The following is an 18,189-nucleotide window of genomic DNA, read 5'->3' on the forward strand; positions in this document are numbered from 1 at the left end:
TATCAGCCGACTAGATCGGCCACCAGAGTTTATATTCGCGAACACCCTGAGACGGCTAATGGCAATCGACGACGCCGAGAGCTCCGAGTCGGGGGAGCTCGACGGCGCGACGACCGTCGGCCCGGGCCACGAGACGGTCGACGTCGAACGGCTGTCGGGACTGCTCGCCGCGGGTCAGGAAGCGGCGACGCAGCTCGATGCCGCCGTCTCACAGGTTCAAGCGGACGGCACGCCGGTCGTCAAGGATCTCTGGTCGTGGGAGGACTACAAGCAGGAGTTCTACTACGACGCCGACGGTACCCCGCCGACCGACGGGGAAGGAACGCCGATTCCGTTCGATCCGACGGAGACGCTCGGGTTCGATCCCGCGGAGACCGAGAGGGTGCTGTCGGGGGCTGGGGACGTCGCCGAGGATCTGATGGCCCTCGTCGACGAGCGGACGGTGTCGGTCGACGAGGATATCGACGAAGACGCCTTCTTCAGCGACGAGTTCGGGGCGACGACAGTCACCAACCGGTACGACATGGAGAAGACGGTCCCCATCGAGAAGAAGACGCACTTCGTGGAGGTAGACCGATACTGGGTCAACAAGCCGTACGCCTACGTCGTCATCTTCCGCTCGCTGAAGGAAAACGAGCAGAAATACTACGTGGTCCAACCACACACCACGCCCATCGAGGAGGAACTGGTCGAGTTCCTGACCGCCAAACTCCAGAACGCGATCAAGTACACGGACGTGGGTGTCGCCGGTGGCCTCGAAGAGCGCGAACGGGTCATCCGCGACGAGACGTTCTCCCTGCTCGAACGGTACGACCTCTACGCCCGTACGTCGGGAGCGGGGCTACTCGACACCATCGCCAGCCAACTGGGCGTCGACGACGGCGACGGGACCGCCGGACGCCTCCTCTCCCGCCTGGGTTGGCAGCCCGAGAGTGAGGTTGACGAGGAGATTCAGGGCATCGCGGCCCGTCCCGAACCCGCGGTCATGGCGGAGGACGCGAGCGACCTCACGGAGTACCAGGTCGAGAAACTCCTGTATTACCTCAAGCGGGACTTCATCGGCTACGAGCGGATCGACGCTATCAAACACGATATCAACGTCGAGGACATCTCGTGTGACGGCTACAACTCGCCAGTGTTCGTCTACCACAGCGACTACGAGCAGATCATCTCCAACGTCTATCACGGCGAGACCGAACTCGACGACTTCGTCGTCAAACTCGCTCAGCGGTCCGGCAAGGGGATCAGCAAGCGTCGCCCGCAGGTGGACGCGACCTTGCCCGACGGCTCCCGTGCCCAGTTGACTCTCGGCAAGGAGGTGTCGGACCACGGCACCAACTACACCATCCGCCAGTTCAAGGACGTCCCGTTTACGCCCGTGGATCTCATCAACTGGAAGACGTTCTCCTTAGAGGAGATGGCGTACCTGTGGCTCGCCATCGAGAACAACAAGTCGCTGATCTTCGCCGGCGGGACAGCGTCGGGGAAGACGACCAGCCTGAACGCCGTCTCCCTGTTTATCCCCTCGAACTCGAAGATCGTCTCCATCGAGGACACCCGCGAGGTGGAACTCCCACAGCGCAACTGGGTGGCCTCCGTCACCCGGCCCTCCTTTTCCGACGACGAGCAAGGCGAAGTCGACGAGTTCGACCTGCTGGAGGCTGCGCTCCGCCAGCGTCCCGAGTACATCGTCATGGGCGAGATCCGGGGCGAGGAGGGGCGAACCCTCTTTCAGGTCATGTCGACCGGGCACACGACGCTGACGACGTTCCACGCCGACAGTGTGGGCGAGGTGCTCAAGCGGTTCACGACCGAACCGATCAACGTCTCGAAGACCATGTTCACGGCGCTGGATCTGGTGTCGATCCAGACCCAGACCAGAGTCGAGGGGCGGAAGGTCCGCCGGAACAAGAACCTCACCGAGATCAACTTCTACGACGCCGAGAACGACGAAATCAACGTCCAAGACGTCTACCAGTGGCAGGCCGAAACCGACGAGTTCCTCCGCATGAGCGACTCCAACACCTTAGAGGAGATTCGTTTCGACCGTGGGTGGACCCGCGAAACCCTCGACGAGGAACTCTTCAAACGACAGGTCGTCCTCGCGTACCTCATCGAGAACGGCCTGAACACGTACACGCAGGTAGCCGCCACGGTCCAGGCGTTCATCAACGACGAGGAGACGATCCTCGCGCTCATGGCCGAGGATCGGCTCGAACGCAGTCTAGAGGATCTCCGCGAGATGGAGTCCGTGCTGATCGACATCGATCCGGAGAAGGAGGCGATGGTCCCTCGCCCGGACCCGACCGAGGCGAGGCTGGAACTGTGTGCCGACATCCTCGACCGTGCCGAGACGGAACTGCTCGACGAGTACCGAAACGAGGACGTAGCAGGGATCGACACGGCGCTCGCGGGGATGGATCGAGCCGCGGACGTCACCGCCGATACCGGCCAGGACATCGACGTCCCGAGCGGGTCACAGGACACGACGGCTCCGGAATCGGACGGGGCCGACCCCACAGAATCGGGACCGTTCGCGGACGACCCCGACGAGGAGTTCGGCATCTCGTTCGACTCGTCGGGAACCGAGGAGCCGTGGGAGGCCGGGGAGGAGGCGGGGGCGGCGGACGACACCGACGACGAGGTGTCGGTCGATCCGGACCCCGACCTCGACCGTGGCCAGGACTGGGACTCGGGGTCCGACCTCGATATCGACGTGGACGAGGAGTCAGAGTCCGGTCTCGACATCGACGCGGACGAGGATAGCGAGGCCGACATCGACGACTGGGGGTTCGGCGACGTGACCGACGCCGACCGGGAGGACTGACGTGAGCCTCGACACCGGCACTGGCCTAGATCGGAGCGTCGATAGCCTCGGTGACCTGTTCTACCCCCTCTTCCGACGGCTGTTCGACGAGGAGGGTGACTTCGTGAGCGACGTGGAGACAAAGCTCGTCCAAGCTCGGATGGCGACGACGGTCGAACTCTATCTCTCACGGGCCCTCGCGGTCGGCGTGCTCCTCGGCCTCGTGTTGTGGCTCGTAGGCACGTCCGTCGGCTACAGTCTCTTTGCGTTCGGCATCCTCTCGCCGGAGCTGTTCTCGACCGGCGCGCGAATCCCCAACGAGACGGTCGTCAGACTCATCGAGCAGTTGAAAGTTCCGCTCGTCATCGGAATCGTCGGGGTCGTGATGGGGTCGCTCGGATTCGTCGCCGGGTTCGGAACCCTCGTCGGCATCCCCTACTCGCGAGCCTCCGGCCGGGAACGAGAGATCAACATGCTCCTCTCCGATTCCATCTCGTTCATGTACGCGCTGTCGGTCGGGGGACTCAATCAGTTGGAGATTCTGCAGGCGATGGCCCGCGCCGAGGACACCTACGGCGAGGTGGCCCGGGAGTTCCAGAGCATCGTCCAGGAGACGGAGTATTTCGGCACCGACTACCGGAACGCCATTCAGGATCAGGCCGCCGAGACGCCGAGCGACGACCTCTCGCAGTTCCTGACGGACATGCTCTCTATCGTCAACTCCGGCGGGAACATGCAGGCGTTTCTCTCCGATAAGAAAGACAAACACATGCGGACGGCCAAACAGCAACAGGAGGTCACGCTCGACACCCTCGAACTGTTCGGTGAGATGTATATGACCCTCTCGCTGTTTCCGCTCTTGCTCATCATCATCCTCGTCATCATGAGCATGCTCGGGGAAGCCCAGTCGTTCATGCTGTACGCGACGGTGTACGGCCTCATTCCCATCACGGGCGTCATGTTCCTGGTGTTGGTCTCGACGGTGAAACAGGACGAACCGGGGGACGGCTACCTCAATCCCTCGGACGTGAGCGACCGCGTGCCGGGGGCCGGTGACGACGGACTCTTTCATCTCGGCTTGATCGAACGGTACGCAGGCGAGTTCGGAATCTTCGATCATATCAAGTCCCGCGAGGGAACCTTCCGGACGAAACAGCTCCTGCGGCAGCCACACCACTTCTTTCGCGACCACCCGGCCTTTACCCTCGCCCTGACCGCGCCCGCGGCACTGGTGTTGCTCGCCTTCGCCGGGGTGAGCGGGGCGGCACCGACGACGTGGAGTGGCATGGTGCAGGCGCCGGTCTGGGGCACTTTCGTCTGGATCTACGTGCCGCTTTACGTGGTCTTGATCCCGCTGGGCGTCTTTCACGAGTGGAACGTCCGCACGCGGGCGGCGATCACTGGCAAACTCTCCGACAACCTGCGGAAGCTATCGAGCGCGAACGACACCGGGCAGACGCTCCTAGAGTCGATCGACACCGTCGCGGAGACCTCCTCGGGCAAACTCGCCGACGAGTTCGACGTCATCTACGCCAAGGTGAACTACGGGATGAGCCTCCGCAACGCGCTCGTCGAGTTCAACAACAAGTATCACGTCCCGCGGCTGGCGCGGACGGTGAAGCTCATCAGCAAGGCTCAGGAGGCCTCCAGTCAGATCACGCAAGTCCTGACGACGGCGGCACAGGCAAGCGAGAATCAAGACGACATCGAGCGCGAGCGGCGGTCGCGCACCCGCATGCAGGTGGCGATCATCCTGATGACCTACCTGACGCTTCTGGGCGTGATGGCGATCCTGAAAACGCAGTTCCTTGACGTGATGGCGGGGCTGACCGAGCAGGCTTCGGGAAGCGGCGGCGGGAGCGGCGCCCAGCAGTTCGGCGGCGGAATCGACACGCAGCTCCTGTCGTTGCTGTTTTTCCACGCCGTAACCTTGCAGGCGATCCTTTCGGGGATCATCAGCGGGTACATCCGGACGGCGAAGCTAATGGCGGGGATCAAGTTCGTAGTGATTCTGCAAACCATCGCGCTGGCGGTCTGGTTGGTGGTTGGATGAGCCGTGACCGCGCCCAGACCCAGCAGGACTTCGCCATCGGTGTGAGCGTCTTCCTCCTCGCCGTGCTGTTCGTCTTCGCCTACCTCCCGTCGACGCTCGCCATGGGCGACGCGGTGGTCGAACAGCGCTCTTACACCGCCGACCGGTTGGGTTCGTCGCTCCTCACGGACCTCTCCGACGAGGGGAGTGCCGGCGAGTTGAACGCGACGCGGACGCGAACGTTCTTCGCGGGCCACGAGAACGGGGCCGACATCGAAGCGAACTACAGCGTCGCCGGAACGACGAGCGTAAACGTCACGCTCGAGACACTGGAAGGGATCACTGTCGACGATCTCGGCGGCGGAGTCGGGGCCACCGCCGGTAAGGAGTACGCCGACCAGGTCGGCGCGACGTCTACCCGTATCGTTCGACTGGCAGGGACCCGCTACCGACTGGTCGTGAGGGTGTGGTAAGATGACGGAATCGCGAAGCCAGGCGTTCACACTCGAGGGGTTCGTCGCGGCGGCGGTCGTGTTGACGGCAGTGTTGCTGGCGCTCCAGACGGTCGTCGCCCCCCCGGACAGCGGCACAGCCAGCCGCGACGACTCGATCCGGACCCAGGCGGAGGACATCCTTCGAACGCAAGCGAGCGCCGACGAAGGTGGTCTCTCCCACGCCGTCCGGTACTGGGACCCACTCAACCGGACCTTCATCGGCGCACAGGACCGCACTATCGGGTACGGGAGCCAGTCGTTACCCTCGGCACTGTTCGACGACGCGTTCGAGCGAACGTTTAGCGCGCGTGGGCTGACGTACAACATCGTCCTCGTCTATCACCAGCCGGGGACGGCGCCACGGCGGACAGAACCCCTCCTCTATCAGGGAACGCCCGGTACCGACGCGGTGACGGCTCGACACACGGTCACGCTCTACGACAATATGCAACTCACCGGCGAACGTGCCGGGCCGCGGCCGCTGTCGGAGTACGACACGAACGCGACCGACGACGACGACGGCTTCTATCCGATTCCGGACGCCGGCACGGGGGCGGTCTACAACGTCGTGGAGGTGCGTGTGACCGTATGGTGAACGACAGTCGTGATCGTGGCCAGATCATGCTGATCGGAGCCATCGCCATCGCCTTCATCGTCCTGGGTTTGGTGGCCGTCTACTCGGCGCAACTGACCGCTCGGCCGGCGACGACCGGTTCGGTCGGCGACAGCACGGCCGAAGCGACGGAACTGAACCGGGAAGCCCGGCGTAACGCCCGGGCGATTACGATCCGAGTGAACCACGACCAGCCCTACTACGCCAGTCGGGCGGCGCTGAACGCGAGCGTCGACGACGCGGTGGCAAACTACAGTGGGCTGATGGCGGAGACGTACGCCGGCAGTCGCGGCGCGGCGGCGACGGTCAGATACGACGGCGCGGCGCGGATGGGGACCCGCACGGTCCGGCACTCGGACGGTCCCATGGGCGGAGCGAGCCCGTGGCACCCGGTCGATCAGCCGAGTGACCTCGGCTGGTTCGTGTTCAACTTCAACCTCTCCGCGATGGACAAGGGGGAGTCGTTCGTCGTCCGTGTCGAGAACGGAACCGGGGCGGACCCGCCGGATACGACGTACACCTTTACGCGCAACACGACGGGGTCCTCGGTTCTCAGTGTCGAGGTAGACTCGGAGACGGGGGCCACGATACTCGGGAGAGGCACCTGTAATCCAGTCGGGAACCGATCCGTCATCGACCTCACCACTGGGGAGTCGTTCACCTCCAGTTGTGCGTTCGGGCCCGGCATCGACCGACTGACCGGACCGTACACCGTCACGTTCGAACAGGGTGACAACGCCGTCGGCAAGTTCGGCATTGTCACCGACACTCGCCCGACGAACTGGGGTGCTCTCAACGCACGGCCCGACTGTACGGGCGGCACCGAGCCGTGTAACACGTACGCGGCGTGGAACGTGACAATCACGACCGGTTACGAGTCCGGAGCGCTGTCCTACGAGAACACCCAGAACGTCACGGTCTACAGGGGGGCCTGACACGTGGACGACCGTGGGACTGCACCGGCGCTCACCTACGTCTTCGCAATCGGTATCTCGACGATACTCGTGAGCGGGCTCCTCATCTCGGCGTCGGGCTTCGTCGACGACCAGCGACGGGAGACTGTCAGGGAAGAGCTAGAAATCGTCGGCGAACGGATCGGGGCGAGTATCGCGGCGGCGGACGCGGCAAGCGACGACGGCGCGGCGGTATCTCGCCGGATGGAGATTCCGGCGACCGTCGTGGATACGAGGTATTACGTCACGGTCGTGGACTGTCCCCCTGGTGACGCCTGTCTCGAACTGACGGCCCCCGATTCGTCGCTCTCGTCGCCGGTCACCGTGCCGCTCGACAACCGAAGCGCCGTGTCGGTCGACCGGTCCCGCCCCGGATCGATCACGGTTGTCGTCGCCGCAGGAAGTGATCCCGCCGCGTCGGCCGACGCGGACGTGTCCGTCGACCCGAACATCGGGGTTGCAAGCGGCGTCGATCCCGCGTTCTCGTCGAGTAGCGCGATCCTGGGGGTCGACCGCTCAATCGTTGTCTCCGGCTTCGATTACAGTCCCTCTCCGCCCTCGGCGACCGAACCCATCACCTTCACCGCCGACGTCGGCGGCTCGGGTGCCGGGAACCTCACCTATCGCTGGGACTTCGACGGTGACGGCACCTACGAGGAGAGCGGCAACGCGACCGAGGCGAAGACGGTCAGCCACACCTACGCCGATCCCGGCCGGTACGACGTCCGCCTCTTCGTCGAGGACGCCGCCGGTGAGAACGATTCGGTCACCCGGTTGCTTCGGGTGTCGGGCCTGGTCTTCGCGGGGAACAAGATGGTGACCGACCCGGACAGTAACGGCGAGAGCGCCGGCGTCCGATTCGACATCCAGAACACCTTCGACACGGAGTCCATCACAATCACGGAGGTGTTCATCGACCCGGAGAACCCCGATATCGACCGCCTCGAGAGCGGCTACGAGATCGTTATCGACTCCTCCGCGGTGACTGACGACACCCTCCGCATCGAGGAGTCGGGGAGTATCGCCGACTTCGAAGCGCCGATCACGCTGTCGAGCAACGAACAGGTGTCGGTCGAAATGAGCGAGTTCTACGGGCCGAGCGGGCAGTTCGGGATGTCCGGCCAGAACGTCACGGTGGCGTTCCGCTACGAGATCGAGGGGACGAAGCGAAACTACGTCTCACAGTTCGATATCGAAACCGGCCTCGGCGGTGGCGGCGGTGGTGGCACGGGCGATCCACCGATTATCAGCCAGGCGGACCCGTACACCGTTGGCAACGACCTTCGCGTGTATCTGGAACTCGAGGACCCGGACAGTGATCTCGACTCGGTGACCGTCGAGGTCCTCGACGCCGACGGGGACGTGTTGCGGACCCGTTCGGCCGACCTCTCACCGTACGGTGACGAGGCGACCGGGTACCTCCCACTCGGTGAGTACGAGTCCGAGGTGGACGCGATTCGGGTGACCGTCGTCGACGACACGGGTGACGAGGACACGACGACCGAGACGGTCAATCCATTCTCGTGATGTCACCACCTCATCCCCCATCCGGGTCGACGAACCGCGCGGTCAGTAACACGGTCGCGTTCGTCCTCGTCTTCGCGCTCATCGTCACCTCCGCCGGCTTGGTGACGACGATTGGCCTCAACTCTCTGCAGGACGTCCAGCAGTTCCAGCAGGCCGAACTCTCGACCGGCGCGATCCGGGCCGTCGGTGGGGGGATCGGCGAAATTGCCGCCGGTGAACGACCCGCGTACCGCGACTCGGTTGGCCTCGGTGGGGGTGAACTTGCCGTCGTCAACGAGACGCAGGTCGGAGTGACCGTCTCCACCGGTGCGGGCACGAGCTTTGACGAGACGTATCACCCGCGGACGCTCAGATACACCTTCGAGGGGCGAAACACGACGTACGGCTCTGGCGTACTGGCTCGCGGTGGCGACGGTCAGCAGGCGACGCTCGTCTCGGGTCCCGAGACCATCCAGTGTTCGCCAAAGGGTGACGTCGCTGTCATCACACTCGTCGAACTCGTCCCGTCAGGTGGAACCGGCGTGGGTGGAGGGCCGGTGACCGTCGAGGCCCGGCAAGTGCAGTCGTCGCCACCGGCACCCGTCGACCGCCTCAGATATCCGACGACTCGGCCCGCACCGACGGCGACGAACGTTACGCTCACGGTATCGGGACCGTGGAAAGCCGCCTGGCGCGAGGCGCTGATCGACCGTGGATTCTCGCCCACCGGCACCGACACCGTCTCCTGTACCGTGAGTCAGGTCACGGTGAAGGTGGTGCGCGTGCGCATCGAACTGATAACCTGACGCCGCTCTCAGTCACCGACCGTCGCGGCGACGGTCTTTACGTCGAACACGTCGACGGCCGACTGTGACTTGCTGAGACCGATCTGATAGCGCAAGACGATCCGGCTCGTCTCTCCACCGGTCGTGTACTTGAAGAGGATGATCGCTTCGTTGCTCCGCAAGTCGAGTTCGCCGCCGGAGATGTACGGGGCGAGCGTGTCGTTTTGCAGGTCCGACTGGTACCACGTTTCGTCGTCGTCCGGTAGCTCACTGACGCTCGCGCCGTCGAGGAACACCTCCGCCTCGTCGGGACTCACCACCTGTTTGGTCGAGTTGTCCACATCCGTACACCGGACTCGCCGGTACGTCCGGTTGGTCGTCGAGTTGGTGACGAATACGTCGGTCAGCTGGTAGGCTCCCGGCTTGCACTCGTAGGAGACGGCAGAGACGTTGATGAGGTTCCCGTCGGCCGCGGAAGCCGAGAACTCAAAGCCGCCGCGATACCGCGGGTCGTTGATGTCGTAGGAGCCGTTGATTCGGTTGATGTTCGGGTTCGAGTAGCCGAGCTTCGGGCGGATTCGTTGTCCGCCGATAGAGAGCTGTCCGGTCGTCGGCCGATGAACGATGGCACTCACACTCGTGATGTTCGAGAGGATGTTCCGGAAGATGCCGTTGAGTTCGGTGGCGTTGTCAGCGAACCGATACTCGCCGCCCGTCTCCGACGCCACGTCTTTGAGAAGTTGCTTGTCGATGTCGCTCTCTTCCCCGAATCCGATAGTGAACACCGTCACGTTGTTCTCGCCGGCTCGTTCGGCTTGCGCGACGGTCGGACCGTCGTCGCTCGCGTCGCTGTTTTTGCCGTCGGAAAGCAGGATGACTACCTTCCGGGTGCCCGGCCGCTCGCCGAAGTCGTGGACGGTGTTCGCCTTGTCGAGTCCGAGGTTGATGGCCGTCCCGCCGTCGTCGTCGTACGTGTCGATGGTGGCGTTGGCACGGGCGGTGTCGTTCGTGAAGTAGCGCTCCGAGCCATCGACCCGGTGGTACGTGCCAGTGTAGTTGAACCCGACGAACGCGGCGCGGTCGGTGGTGGTGTTGATCTCCGCGGTGAAGTTCTTGGCCGCCCGCTTCGCAGCCGCCGACTTGCTGCCTCCACCCGCGGCCGAGTTGGCCATCGACCCCGACTCGTCGATGACAAAGACGACATCGAGTGGCTGTCGATACACCGTGTCGCCGTCGACGTCGCGGATGTAACTCGACTGGGTCCCGTTGCCCAGTGGGACGGCGATGGCGGTGTAGTTGTTGCCGACGCCCTTGTCGACTTGCAGGTTGTCCGTGGTGCTGCTGTAACTGTACGCGGGAGCGCTCACCGGCGCGCCGTCCGAGATGACCGACGCCATGCTGTCGTCACTCAGGTTGACGACCTGATTCGCCGAGTCGTTGGCCGCCCTCGGGAGCCAGTTCTGATCCAGATGAACCCGTGCCGTCTCGTTGCCGGCGTCGGTGGTCACGGCGACGCCCGTCTCCCCCTCCAGATAGCTGGCCCACGCGCGGTAGTACGTCGATTGGACCGTGATCGTCGCGTTGTCCGGACGACTACAGGACGGGTGGCCGGATCTGAGTTGGTTCTCGGCATCGAGACCCTGGGATGCGGACAGCGAAGTGTTCTTTCGGATCCGCACCGTCGAGTCATCCACACTCCCTTCGAGATCGTAGGTCGTGATGTCGATGGTCCCGTTAGTGGCGGTGAGCGACGGCGGTTCGACCACGGCACTCGACTCGCCGCTGGCCGTCTTGGTGAACCGACCCCCAGCCTGCAGTGCGATGACTCCCTTTCCTCCCCCACGTTCGTACTCGATAGAGGAGAGCGGAAGTGTCGCGGCACACTTACCGTCGTTTATCGCCAATCGGATGTGCCCCGCCGACGCGTTCGACCGGACGCGCACGTCGCTGGGGTTCTCGCCTCGAAATTGGAACCGCGTCGAGTTCACCCGCGTGCCCGAGAGCGCCGAGAGTCGCTCGTTGGCGCTTCCGAGCGAGACGGCGGTGCTCTCGTCACCGATGTCGCCTTTGATATCGTCGACGAGCGACCCGCCGAGCAACAGGATAGAGACGATGCCGGCTGTAACGACGCCGATGAGCAGTACGTAGCCGACGACCTCGGAGACGCCGCGGTCGTCGAGTCGGGTCAGCCCCGGAGGCATGCCTGTTCACACGCACGGCCCGTGGCCGGAGCGTCCGGGTTCGTCGACGCCCCCGTGTTCCACCGGTCCTCCCCGTTTCTCATATCCGCTCTTATCGGGGACAAGCTGATAAATCCTCGCGCGAATTCTCACTGCCGATAGTTGGAGCGTCGATAGCGCGGTGTGTCCACACGGACAACAAGGCATTTGGGTTCGGCCGAGTAGGTCGACGCATGCGACACGATACCACCTTCCTCGACGACCTGGGCCTAGCGGCCGATCAGTACTCCGTCGGCGACGCGGACCGGGAGGAGCGCTCCCACGACTGGGGCACCGCACGCGAGGACGGCGTCCGGCCCGACGTCGTCGTCTGGCCCGAGTCGACGGCGGACGTCGCCACGATTCTGCGCGCGGCGACCGAACACAGCGTCCCCGTGACGCCCTACGCCGCGGGGACGAGTCTGGAGGGCAACGCCGTTCCCGTGGAGGGTGGCATCACCCTCGATATGAACCGGATGGACAGTGTCCTCGACGTGCGCCCGGACGACCTGCAGATCGACGTCCAGCCGGGCATCCTCGGTGACGAGGTGAACGAGGCGGTGACGAAACACGGCCTGTTCCTGCCGGCGCTTCCCTCCTCGGGCGCCATCTCGACGATTGGCGGGATGCTCGCCAACGACGCCAGCGGGATGAAGACCGTCAAGTACGGCGAGGTGAGCGACTGGGTGCTGGGAATGGAGGTGGTTCTCCCGACCGGCGAGGTCATCACGACAGGGAGCAAGGCGGCCAAGACATCCGCCGGCTACGACCTCGGCGACCTGATCGTGGGCAGCGAGGGGACACTGGGTGTCATCACGCGGGTGACGATCCAGTTGGCCGGACGACCCCAGCAGATCAGGGGCGGGCGAGCACACTTCGAGACGCTCGACGACGCCGCCGAAGCCGTCTTCGACGCCGTCCGTTCCGGGGTCGACGTCGCGAAGATCGAACTTATCGACCGCCTGAGCGCCGCCATGTCGAACGCCCACCTCGACACCGACCTCCCGGACGTACCGATGGTGTTCGTGGAGTTCCACGCCGATCACGGGATCGGGGAGGAAATCGAGTTCTGTCGGACCATCTTCGAGGCACACGACGTGACGAGCTTCGACGTAGCCGAAAACGAGCGCGAAATGGACGACCTGTGGGCGGCCCGGCGGGAACTCGCGGAGGCACTCGAGCCGTACGACGACAATCTCTCGCCGCTCACTCCCGGCGACGTGACCGTCCCCATCAGCGAGTATCCCGACCTCGTTCGGTACGTGAAAGACCTCGGCGACCAGGAAGACTTCCTCATCTCGTGTTTCGGCCACGCGGGCGACGGCAACCTCCACTACACGGTCATGGTCGACCCCGACGACCCCGCAGACGTGGCCCACGGGGAGACGGTATCGAAGCGCATCGTCGAACGTGCCATCGAACTCGGCGGCACGTCGACGGGTGAGCACGGTATCGGCCTCGGTAAACAGGACTACCTTGTGGCCGAACACGGCGAGGCGGCCGTGGACGCGATGCGGTCGATCAAGGGCGCACTGGACCCTGCGGGGATCATGAATCCCAGTAAGGTGTTCGGCGGGCCGGAGAGCTAACCGGCCAAACGCCGGTCAAGCGTCCGTATTCACGTACAGGAGGCCAGCGACGACGGCCAGAAGTACTTCGACTGCCTTCGAGACGACGGCCATCGGGTTCAACTGTCCCTGTATGTAGAAGGCGTCGACCCCGAACCCTTGGAAGGCAAACAGCGCGAGTACCGTGACGAGGGCATAAACTGCGGCGACGAGGTAGAGTTCACGCCGCCAGAACCGGGTCAGGAAGAGACCGATGCCCCCGAGGAACCCGAGGCCGTTGAGCGCGAAGAGGATGGCGAGCGTCTGAACCCGATCACCTGCGGTGCGAGACGCAGGTGGATCACGGCCGTCACCAGCGCCAACACGATGGCCACGTAGCCGAGGGGGCTCTCCGGTAACTCCACGAGTGAGTCACTCGTCGTCGTGTTGCTCACGCTCATCTGTCACCCTCCGGACTGTGATCGTCGGTCGGCGGACGATTCTCGCACGGTGGCGCCGCGACGGTGGCCCGTCGGTCGGTCACCAGTGCCGACGGGGACGTGAATACCCCAGATGTAGGTCGGACCATACAATCGACTGTCAACGCCACGAAACAAAGGCCGATTGGTACGATCATCGAAATGGGTCGACACACTGGGTGGCCACGGGGCCGTAGGGATTGCACTTCACAGATCCACCCGGTTGAAGTCGTAAAACACCGCTTCGAAGTCGTCCTCGCTCATCTCGGACTCCAGCTCCGCGATCCGGTCCCGCGCTTGCTCGAAGTCGTCTCTGAGGCGGGTGTACTCCTCACTTTCGCTCAGTTCGTCCTCGCTCTTGTGCGATTCGAGGGCCGCCAGTTTCGACGCGCGGGCAAAGAGCGTCGAGAGAGTCCGGTCGTACTCGTTGCGTTCGAGGAGTCCGTGGACGAGTCGGCGGACATCCTCCCGGAAGAGGGGTTTGACCACGTAGTCGTCGAACCCCATCTCAAGGACGTCGAAGTCGGGTTCGACGGCGGTCACCATCGCGACTCTGACCGAGAGGTTCCGGTCGCGAATCCGTTCGAGTACCTCGTCGCCCGAAAGCCCGGGCATCAGTCGATCCAGCAACACCACGTCCACGTCCTCGTCGACCCGGTCGAGTGCCTCCTCGCCGCTGGTCGCGACGCGCACCTCGTAGTCTTCCGAGAGCCACTCGGCGAACAGTTCGGCCAGTTCGGTTTCGTCTTCGACGACGAGGACGCAGGGTGGTGAGCTCATGTGGACGCCGAATCGACCGGCTACCCACCTCTAACGACGGCTCACTAAAAGATATTTCTCCCGCTGAGCGTGGTTGCGCGTCGTCACCTCAGGAGTCCGCAGCTCGCGAGCGCCGCTCGATAGTGAGGGTTCCACAGACCGGGCAGAGACAGAGGTCGTCCTCGAACGTCGATTCACACTTGGAGCAGACGTACGTCGACCCCGCCGCTGGCCCCAAATCGAGCATCCCGTCGTAGTTGTACGGTGCGGTCATAGCCAGCCCACCTCGCCGCCGTGTTGACCGAGTGTTACCCCGTGCATATCGGTGGTGTACGTATTAGTCTATACCACTCCATAGTATCAAAAGCTACCGGTCGGCAACAGAGAGATCGGCACCGACCGCTCGTCGGTGGTCGTTCCCGCTTCCCGGTCGGTACACAGGGCTTACCTGTCTCGGCACATAGCGTGAACGTATGTCAAACCGCGTCGTGCAGGGCCGCATGGTGACCCCCGAGCGCCTGGCCGAACTGATCGAGGGCGAACGACCGATGGAAGCCGACGGCATCGAGGACGCCGATCAAGTGTGTCCGGACTGTGGCGGCGACGTCCTGGCCGTCTCGTATATGCCCTCGGTCACCGAACTGATAACGGGCTACAAGTGCCAGGACTGCGACTGGGCCGACGCCGACCGATAACCGAAATCCCTTTACCGTCCTTCGGGTAACGAAGTATCGAGGGGTTGTGGCCAAGCCCGGCATGGCGACTGACTCCAGAGGCCACGCCCGGTGACGACACTCCAGACTGATATACCGAGCGCGCGACTGATCATCGCTGCGCGACGACGACCCTCTGGAGTACCGAGGCGCAACCGGAGATATCAGTCGATCGGGGGTTCAAATCCCTCCAACCCCATACTACAAAAAAGTATTTCGGAAGCTCTTGCCGCAGAATTCCGTCAATACGCTTACTAAAGGTAAACCTCGAGTAGCCTCCGGTCACGGAGGTGACTCGGCGTGACCGTCCGTGCCGAGTCTGACTCGTCGCCATATCCGGCCGACCAACTCGTTGAAGACCTCGCGAACCTGCTTGACGACCGTCTCGATGACGATTCCCTCGCGTATCTTCACAGTCGCGACCTGAGCGACGATCTCGATGCGAACGCGAGGCGTATCGGCCGGAACCTCGTCGACGCGGCCGACCGTGCCGACCTCCACGCCGAGAAGTGGTCGCACAACGGTCGGTCGACGACGTGGCTCGTCGAAGATCGCGACGACCAGGAGGCCGACCGATGAGCGAGTGTCGTCGGTGCGGCCGCCGATGCATCGGTCGACTGTGCCGCGACTGTAAGGCGGATGAGCGCGCCGCAGAGCGCGCGGAGTATCGACGCGACGAACAGCCCGAGTGCCCCTCCTGCGGCCGTGTGACGAGCGGCGAGGGAGTCGAGTGCTACCGGTGCCGCGACTCCGAGCGAGCCGAGACCGACGGCGGCCGAGAGGTGTTCATCAAAGCCGACGACGGTGGCCTTCGCGCCGAAACGTGTCCCAACTGTGGCGGATCGCTCCGGTACGTCGTCCCGGATATCGGAGCACTCGAGTGTGACGGCTGTCGGAGCGAGTACCAACACGGGACGGGTGGCGACCGTGAGTTTCTCGTCGACGAAAACGGAGAGGAGGCCGCCTCGGCTCGTCCCGACGAACTCGCCACCGACGGCGGTCGCGAGGAGTGCCCCCGATGCGGATACCTCCTTGAGAACACCGAGGCGCCATGTCCCTACTGTGGCGCCGATCCCGACGAGGCCGACGACGGCGACGCGCTCCGCCCCGACGGCGGTTCGATTCGCGGCCTCGACGCCGGCGACGATATCGAGCGCCACCTGCAGGCCGTGCTCGAGAACGCTGACGACCGGGAGGCCCGCCGCCATGCTCGCGAGGCGCTTCAACACACCGACCGGCTCGAACGGGAGGGCCGTCGATGAACCTCCGCGAACACGCTACCCTCGGCCCGTGCGACGACTGTGATCGGATTCGACGGTGCCGACCCGTCGATGGCGTCGGGTGGGCGTGCCTCGAGTGCGTCCCGCTCGGCGCCGGCAACGGCGAGGTCGATGCGATCGCCACTTCCTCGAACCAATCCGTCGCGACCGACGGAGGTGAGTCGGAGTGAGCCGCCCGTGCGACGACTGCGGGCAGCGCGTCACCGCCGCCGAGGCGCGCGTGTACGTCTCCGAGTCGGGTGACGTAGCGATCCTCCTCTGTCGGCGGTGTTCAACACGCCGCCCCAGCGAGCGCGTCTACACGCCCCACGGCGTTCCCGAGCGGACGAGGACCGACCTGTCGAATCGGGGTCGATCATTGTGAGCCTCATCGCAACCGCATTCCACGAGGTCGACCTGTTCTGGTGGTTCACCGACGACGGCCTCTCACCCTATTGGGCGCTCGGAGAGCTTATGCACGAGTTCGAGAACGGGTGGGACGAAACGACGGTCGAACTCTCTGACGGCGTCTGGTCGCTCCGGTTCAACTACAACGCTGAGACGGGGATCGCCCCTCGCAAGTCCGACTCGATCGGCGGTGATCGAGCCTACGAGTACCAGATCCACGCCGAGGGGCCGGGCGAGAAGAAAGCTGACTACGTTGTCTCGCCCCGGTGGGACGACCAGCGGAAACCCGACGGTGACCTCATGCAGCGCCCGTGGTGTGGCGGTGAGGGCCTCGACGTCCACGTTCAAGGGTCGAACCTTACGTTCGAGGAGTACCACTACCTCCTACAGAAGTCGATTCAGAAGCTCGCCGACCAGGCCGGTGTCGATATTTCGCGGCAGTACTTCAACCGGATTCGTCCCGACTCGAACGTCGCGACTGTCGAGTTGTACGTTCGACTGAACCGGGAGTACGCGAAGAAGCTCGTTCAATCGACCGGCGTCTTCTACAAGATCATGCACCTCCTCGCCGGCGAGGAGGGAACCGAATGGGTCTACAAGGGCGATAACTCCGAGATCGTCGGGAAACGGCACGCCTTCGACCTCCCGTCAGTCTCGGCGAGAGAGTTGATCGACGACCACCGCTACGGGAAGCGCGCGAAGTGCTACCACCCGAAGCACGTCCGGAGGTCGGAGTCTGACGACGACCCACTCTCCTCGCCGAAGTTCGGTGTCGCGTTCCACTCCTCGATCCACGGCGAATCCGTCTCGTGGAGTGACCGCGACAAACTCTTGCGCGAACTCGACGAGACGGTGCTGAACACCCTTCGGTGGGCTGGGGTTCCAACCGCTCCCGATCAAACCGTCTTCGTTGAGGACGACCACTTCGAGATTCGTGAGACTAAGCGGTCGGTTGGCATCTTCGACGACCCCACGCCACAGCTCAAGGCCGAGCAAGAGAATCTCATCACGACTGTGCTGCAGGATCTCTCACCGAGCGCGCGGAGCGTCATGAAAACGGTCGCAACCGACGGCGGCGAGGTGCACTACGAGGAAGTTGCCGACGAGGCCGGTTACTCGGTGAGTCAGGTATACCGCGCCCTTGAGGAGATCGGCGACCTCGTCGTCAACGACAACGGCCTTGTTCGGCTCTACTCTGAGAAGATCAAGCAGGAGATTACCGGCATTGTCGAGCGGATCGAGAACTTTGTCGCCGACGGTGTTGACGCCGTGGCGCGACTCGCGAGCGTTGAGACCCGGTCGTCGGCCGATTCGGCGATCCAGCGCTGGATGAGTAAGTACGGCGCCGACTTCAAGGAGGCGGATCGCGAGGGAGATTGCGGCACGCTCCGGTTCGATACGGTGCTCGCGACCGTCTCCTCGCTCGGTGCTCCCGACTATCAGGAGGTCCTCGAGGAGGGACTCTCTGCGTGGATGGACGCCGGGCGTGATCCAGCAGCGTTTGCCCAGTTACGCTTTGAAGCCGAGGAAATCCTCGGCCAACAGCGCGACGACGGCTTCGTGGGACGTACGATCACCTGGTAGCGCGGCGACTGGTGAGAGGCATCACCATCATA

At 63.9% G+C, this 18,189-nt stretch carries 17 protein-coding genes, 1 tRNA gene and 1 pseudogene; 15 read left to right on the forward strand and 4 right to left on the reverse strand.

Translation table 11 applies throughout. From position 1 onward, the window contains the following. Nucleotides 1–58 precede the first annotated feature (58 nt). The 7 genes from NO878_RS04920 to NO878_RS04950 are packed head-to-tail and all read left to right on the forward strand — an operon-like array spanning nt 59 to nt 9,210. Nucleotides 59–2,827 (forward strand): type II/IV secretion system ATPase subunit, encoded by a 2,769-nt coding sequence (locus NO878_RS04920; protein ID WP_379823965.1) that lies wholly within the window; start codon nt 59–61, stop codon nt 2,825–2,827. A 1-nt stretch (nt 2,828) separates the two neighbouring features. Beyond that, a complete protein-coding gene (locus NO878_RS04925; RefSeq protein WP_379823967.1) occupies nt 2,829–4,859 on the forward strand; it encodes a type II secretion system F family protein in 2,031 nt (676 codons plus the stop codon). Continuing rightward, the gene (locus tag NO878_RS04930) at nt 4,856–5,311 is read left to right on the forward strand and encodes a DUF7287 family protein (RefSeq protein WP_256404845.1); all 456 of its coding nucleotides are present in this window, start codon (nt 4,856–4,858) and stop codon (nt 5,309–5,311) included. The genes NO878_RS04925 and NO878_RS04930 overlap by 4 nt, the downstream gene beginning before the upstream one ends. A 1-nt stretch (nt 5,312) precedes the next feature. After that, nucleotides 5,313–5,927, forward strand: a complete 615-nt coding sequence (locus NO878_RS04935; protein ID WP_256404846.1) for a DUF7288 family protein — start codon at nt 5,313–5,315, stop codon at nt 5,925–5,927. Beyond that, entirely contained in the window at nt 5,921–6,880 is a 960-nt protein-coding gene (locus NO878_RS04940; RefSeq protein WP_256404847.1) for a hypothetical protein, read from the forward strand. The genes NO878_RS04935 and NO878_RS04940 overlap by 7 nt, the downstream gene beginning before the upstream one ends. 3 nt (nt 6,881–6,883) lie before the next feature. Continuing rightward, on the forward strand, nt 6,884–8,425 hold the full coding sequence (locus NO878_RS04945) for a DUF7266 family protein (protein ID WP_256404848.1): 1,542 nt from the start codon (nt 6,884–6,886) through the stop codon (nt 8,423–8,425). Beyond that, nucleotides 8,425–9,210, forward strand: a complete 786-nt coding sequence (locus NO878_RS04950) for a DUF7289 family protein (RefSeq protein ID WP_256404849.1) — start codon at nt 8,425–8,427, stop codon at nt 9,208–9,210. Before NO878_RS04945 ends, NO878_RS04950 begins: the two co-directional genes overlap by 1 nt. An 8-nt stretch (nt 9,211–9,218) precedes the next feature. Here NO878_RS04950 and NO878_RS04955 read toward each other — a convergent pair whose 3' ends face one another. Further along, nucleotides 9,219–11,390, reverse strand: a complete 2,172-nt coding sequence (locus NO878_RS04955) for a vWA domain-containing protein (RefSeq protein WP_256404850.1) — start codon at nt 11,388–11,390, stop codon at nt 9,219–9,221. Between the two features lie 212 nt (nt 11,391–11,602). Here NO878_RS04955 and NO878_RS04960 point away from each other — a divergent pair, with 212 nt between their 5' ends. Beyond that, nucleotides 11,603–12,997 carry an FAD-binding oxidoreductase gene (locus NO878_RS04960; protein WP_256404851.1) on the forward strand — a complete coding sequence of 465 codons (1,395 nt, stop codon included), beginning with the start codon at nt 11,603–11,605 and terminating at the stop codon, nt 12,995–12,997. A 15-nt stretch (nt 12,998–13,012) separates the two neighbouring features. Here NO878_RS04960 and NO878_RS17245 read toward each other — a convergent pair. From NO878_RS17245 to NO878_RS04975, 3 genes and pseudogenes are all read right to left on the reverse strand, one after another. After that, a pseudogene (locus NO878_RS17245) lies at nt 13,013–13,416 on the reverse strand (DUF7475 family protein). A gap of 225 nt (nt 13,417–13,641) precedes the next feature. Beyond that, complete coding sequence (locus NO878_RS04970; RefSeq protein WP_256404853.1) at nt 13,642–14,214, reverse strand: response regulator; 573 nt, start codon at nt 14,212–14,214, stop codon at nt 13,642–13,644. Nucleotides 14,215–14,302: 88 nt separating this feature from the next. Then, on the reverse strand, nt 14,303–14,467 hold the full coding sequence (locus NO878_RS04975) for an FmdB family zinc ribbon protein (RefSeq protein WP_256404854.1): 165 nt from the start codon (nt 14,465–14,467) through the stop codon (nt 14,303–14,305). Nucleotides 14,468–14,666: 199 nt separating this feature from the next. On the opposite strand from NO878_RS04975, the gene NO878_RS04980 reads away from it, so the two are divergent. The 7 genes from NO878_RS04980 to NO878_RS05010 all read left to right on the forward strand — a co-directional run bounded on the left by NO878_RS04980 (nt 14,667) and on the right by NO878_RS05010 (nt 18,157). After that, nucleotides 14,667–14,888, forward strand: coding sequence for a DUF5795 family protein (locus tag NO878_RS04980; protein WP_256404855.1), 222 nt, complete (start codon nt 14,667–14,669; stop codon nt 14,886–14,888). A gap of 40 nt (nt 14,889–14,928) precedes the next feature. Beyond that, nucleotides 14,929–15,105: transfer RNA gene (locus NO878_RS04985), tRNA-Trp, on the forward strand. Between the two features lie 101 nt (nt 15,106–15,206). After that, entirely contained in the window at nt 15,207–15,485 is a 279-nt protein-coding gene (locus tag NO878_RS04990; RefSeq protein WP_256404856.1) for a DUF7123 family protein, read from the forward strand. Further along, the gene (locus NO878_RS04995; protein WP_256404857.1) at nt 15,482–16,168 is read left to right on the forward strand and encodes a hypothetical protein; all 687 of its coding nucleotides are present in this window, start codon (nt 15,482–15,484) and stop codon (nt 16,166–16,168) included. Before NO878_RS04990 ends, NO878_RS04995 begins: the two co-directional genes overlap by 4 nt. Beyond that, nucleotides 16,165–16,356 (forward strand): hypothetical protein, encoded by a 192-nt coding sequence (locus tag NO878_RS05000; protein WP_256404858.1) that lies wholly within the window; start codon nt 16,165–16,167, stop codon nt 16,354–16,356. Before NO878_RS04995 ends, NO878_RS05000 begins: the two co-directional genes overlap by 4 nt. Next, complete coding sequence (locus tag NO878_RS05005) at nt 16,353–16,550, forward strand: hypothetical protein (protein ID WP_256404859.1); 198 nt, start codon at nt 16,353–16,355, stop codon at nt 16,548–16,550. The genes NO878_RS05000 and NO878_RS05005 overlap by 4 nt, the downstream gene beginning before the upstream one ends. Next, a complete protein-coding gene (locus NO878_RS05010; protein WP_256404860.1) occupies nt 16,547–18,157 on the forward strand; it encodes a DUF7845 domain-containing protein in 1,611 nt (536 codons plus the stop codon). Before NO878_RS05005 ends, NO878_RS05010 begins: the two co-directional genes overlap by 4 nt. Nucleotides 18,158–18,189 lie beyond the last annotated feature (32 nt).

It is taken from the genome of Haloplanus ruber (assembly GCF_024494725.1).
Taxonomy (GTDB): Archaea; Halobacteriota; Halobacteria; order Halobacteriales; family Haloferacaceae; genus Haloplanus; species Haloplanus ruber.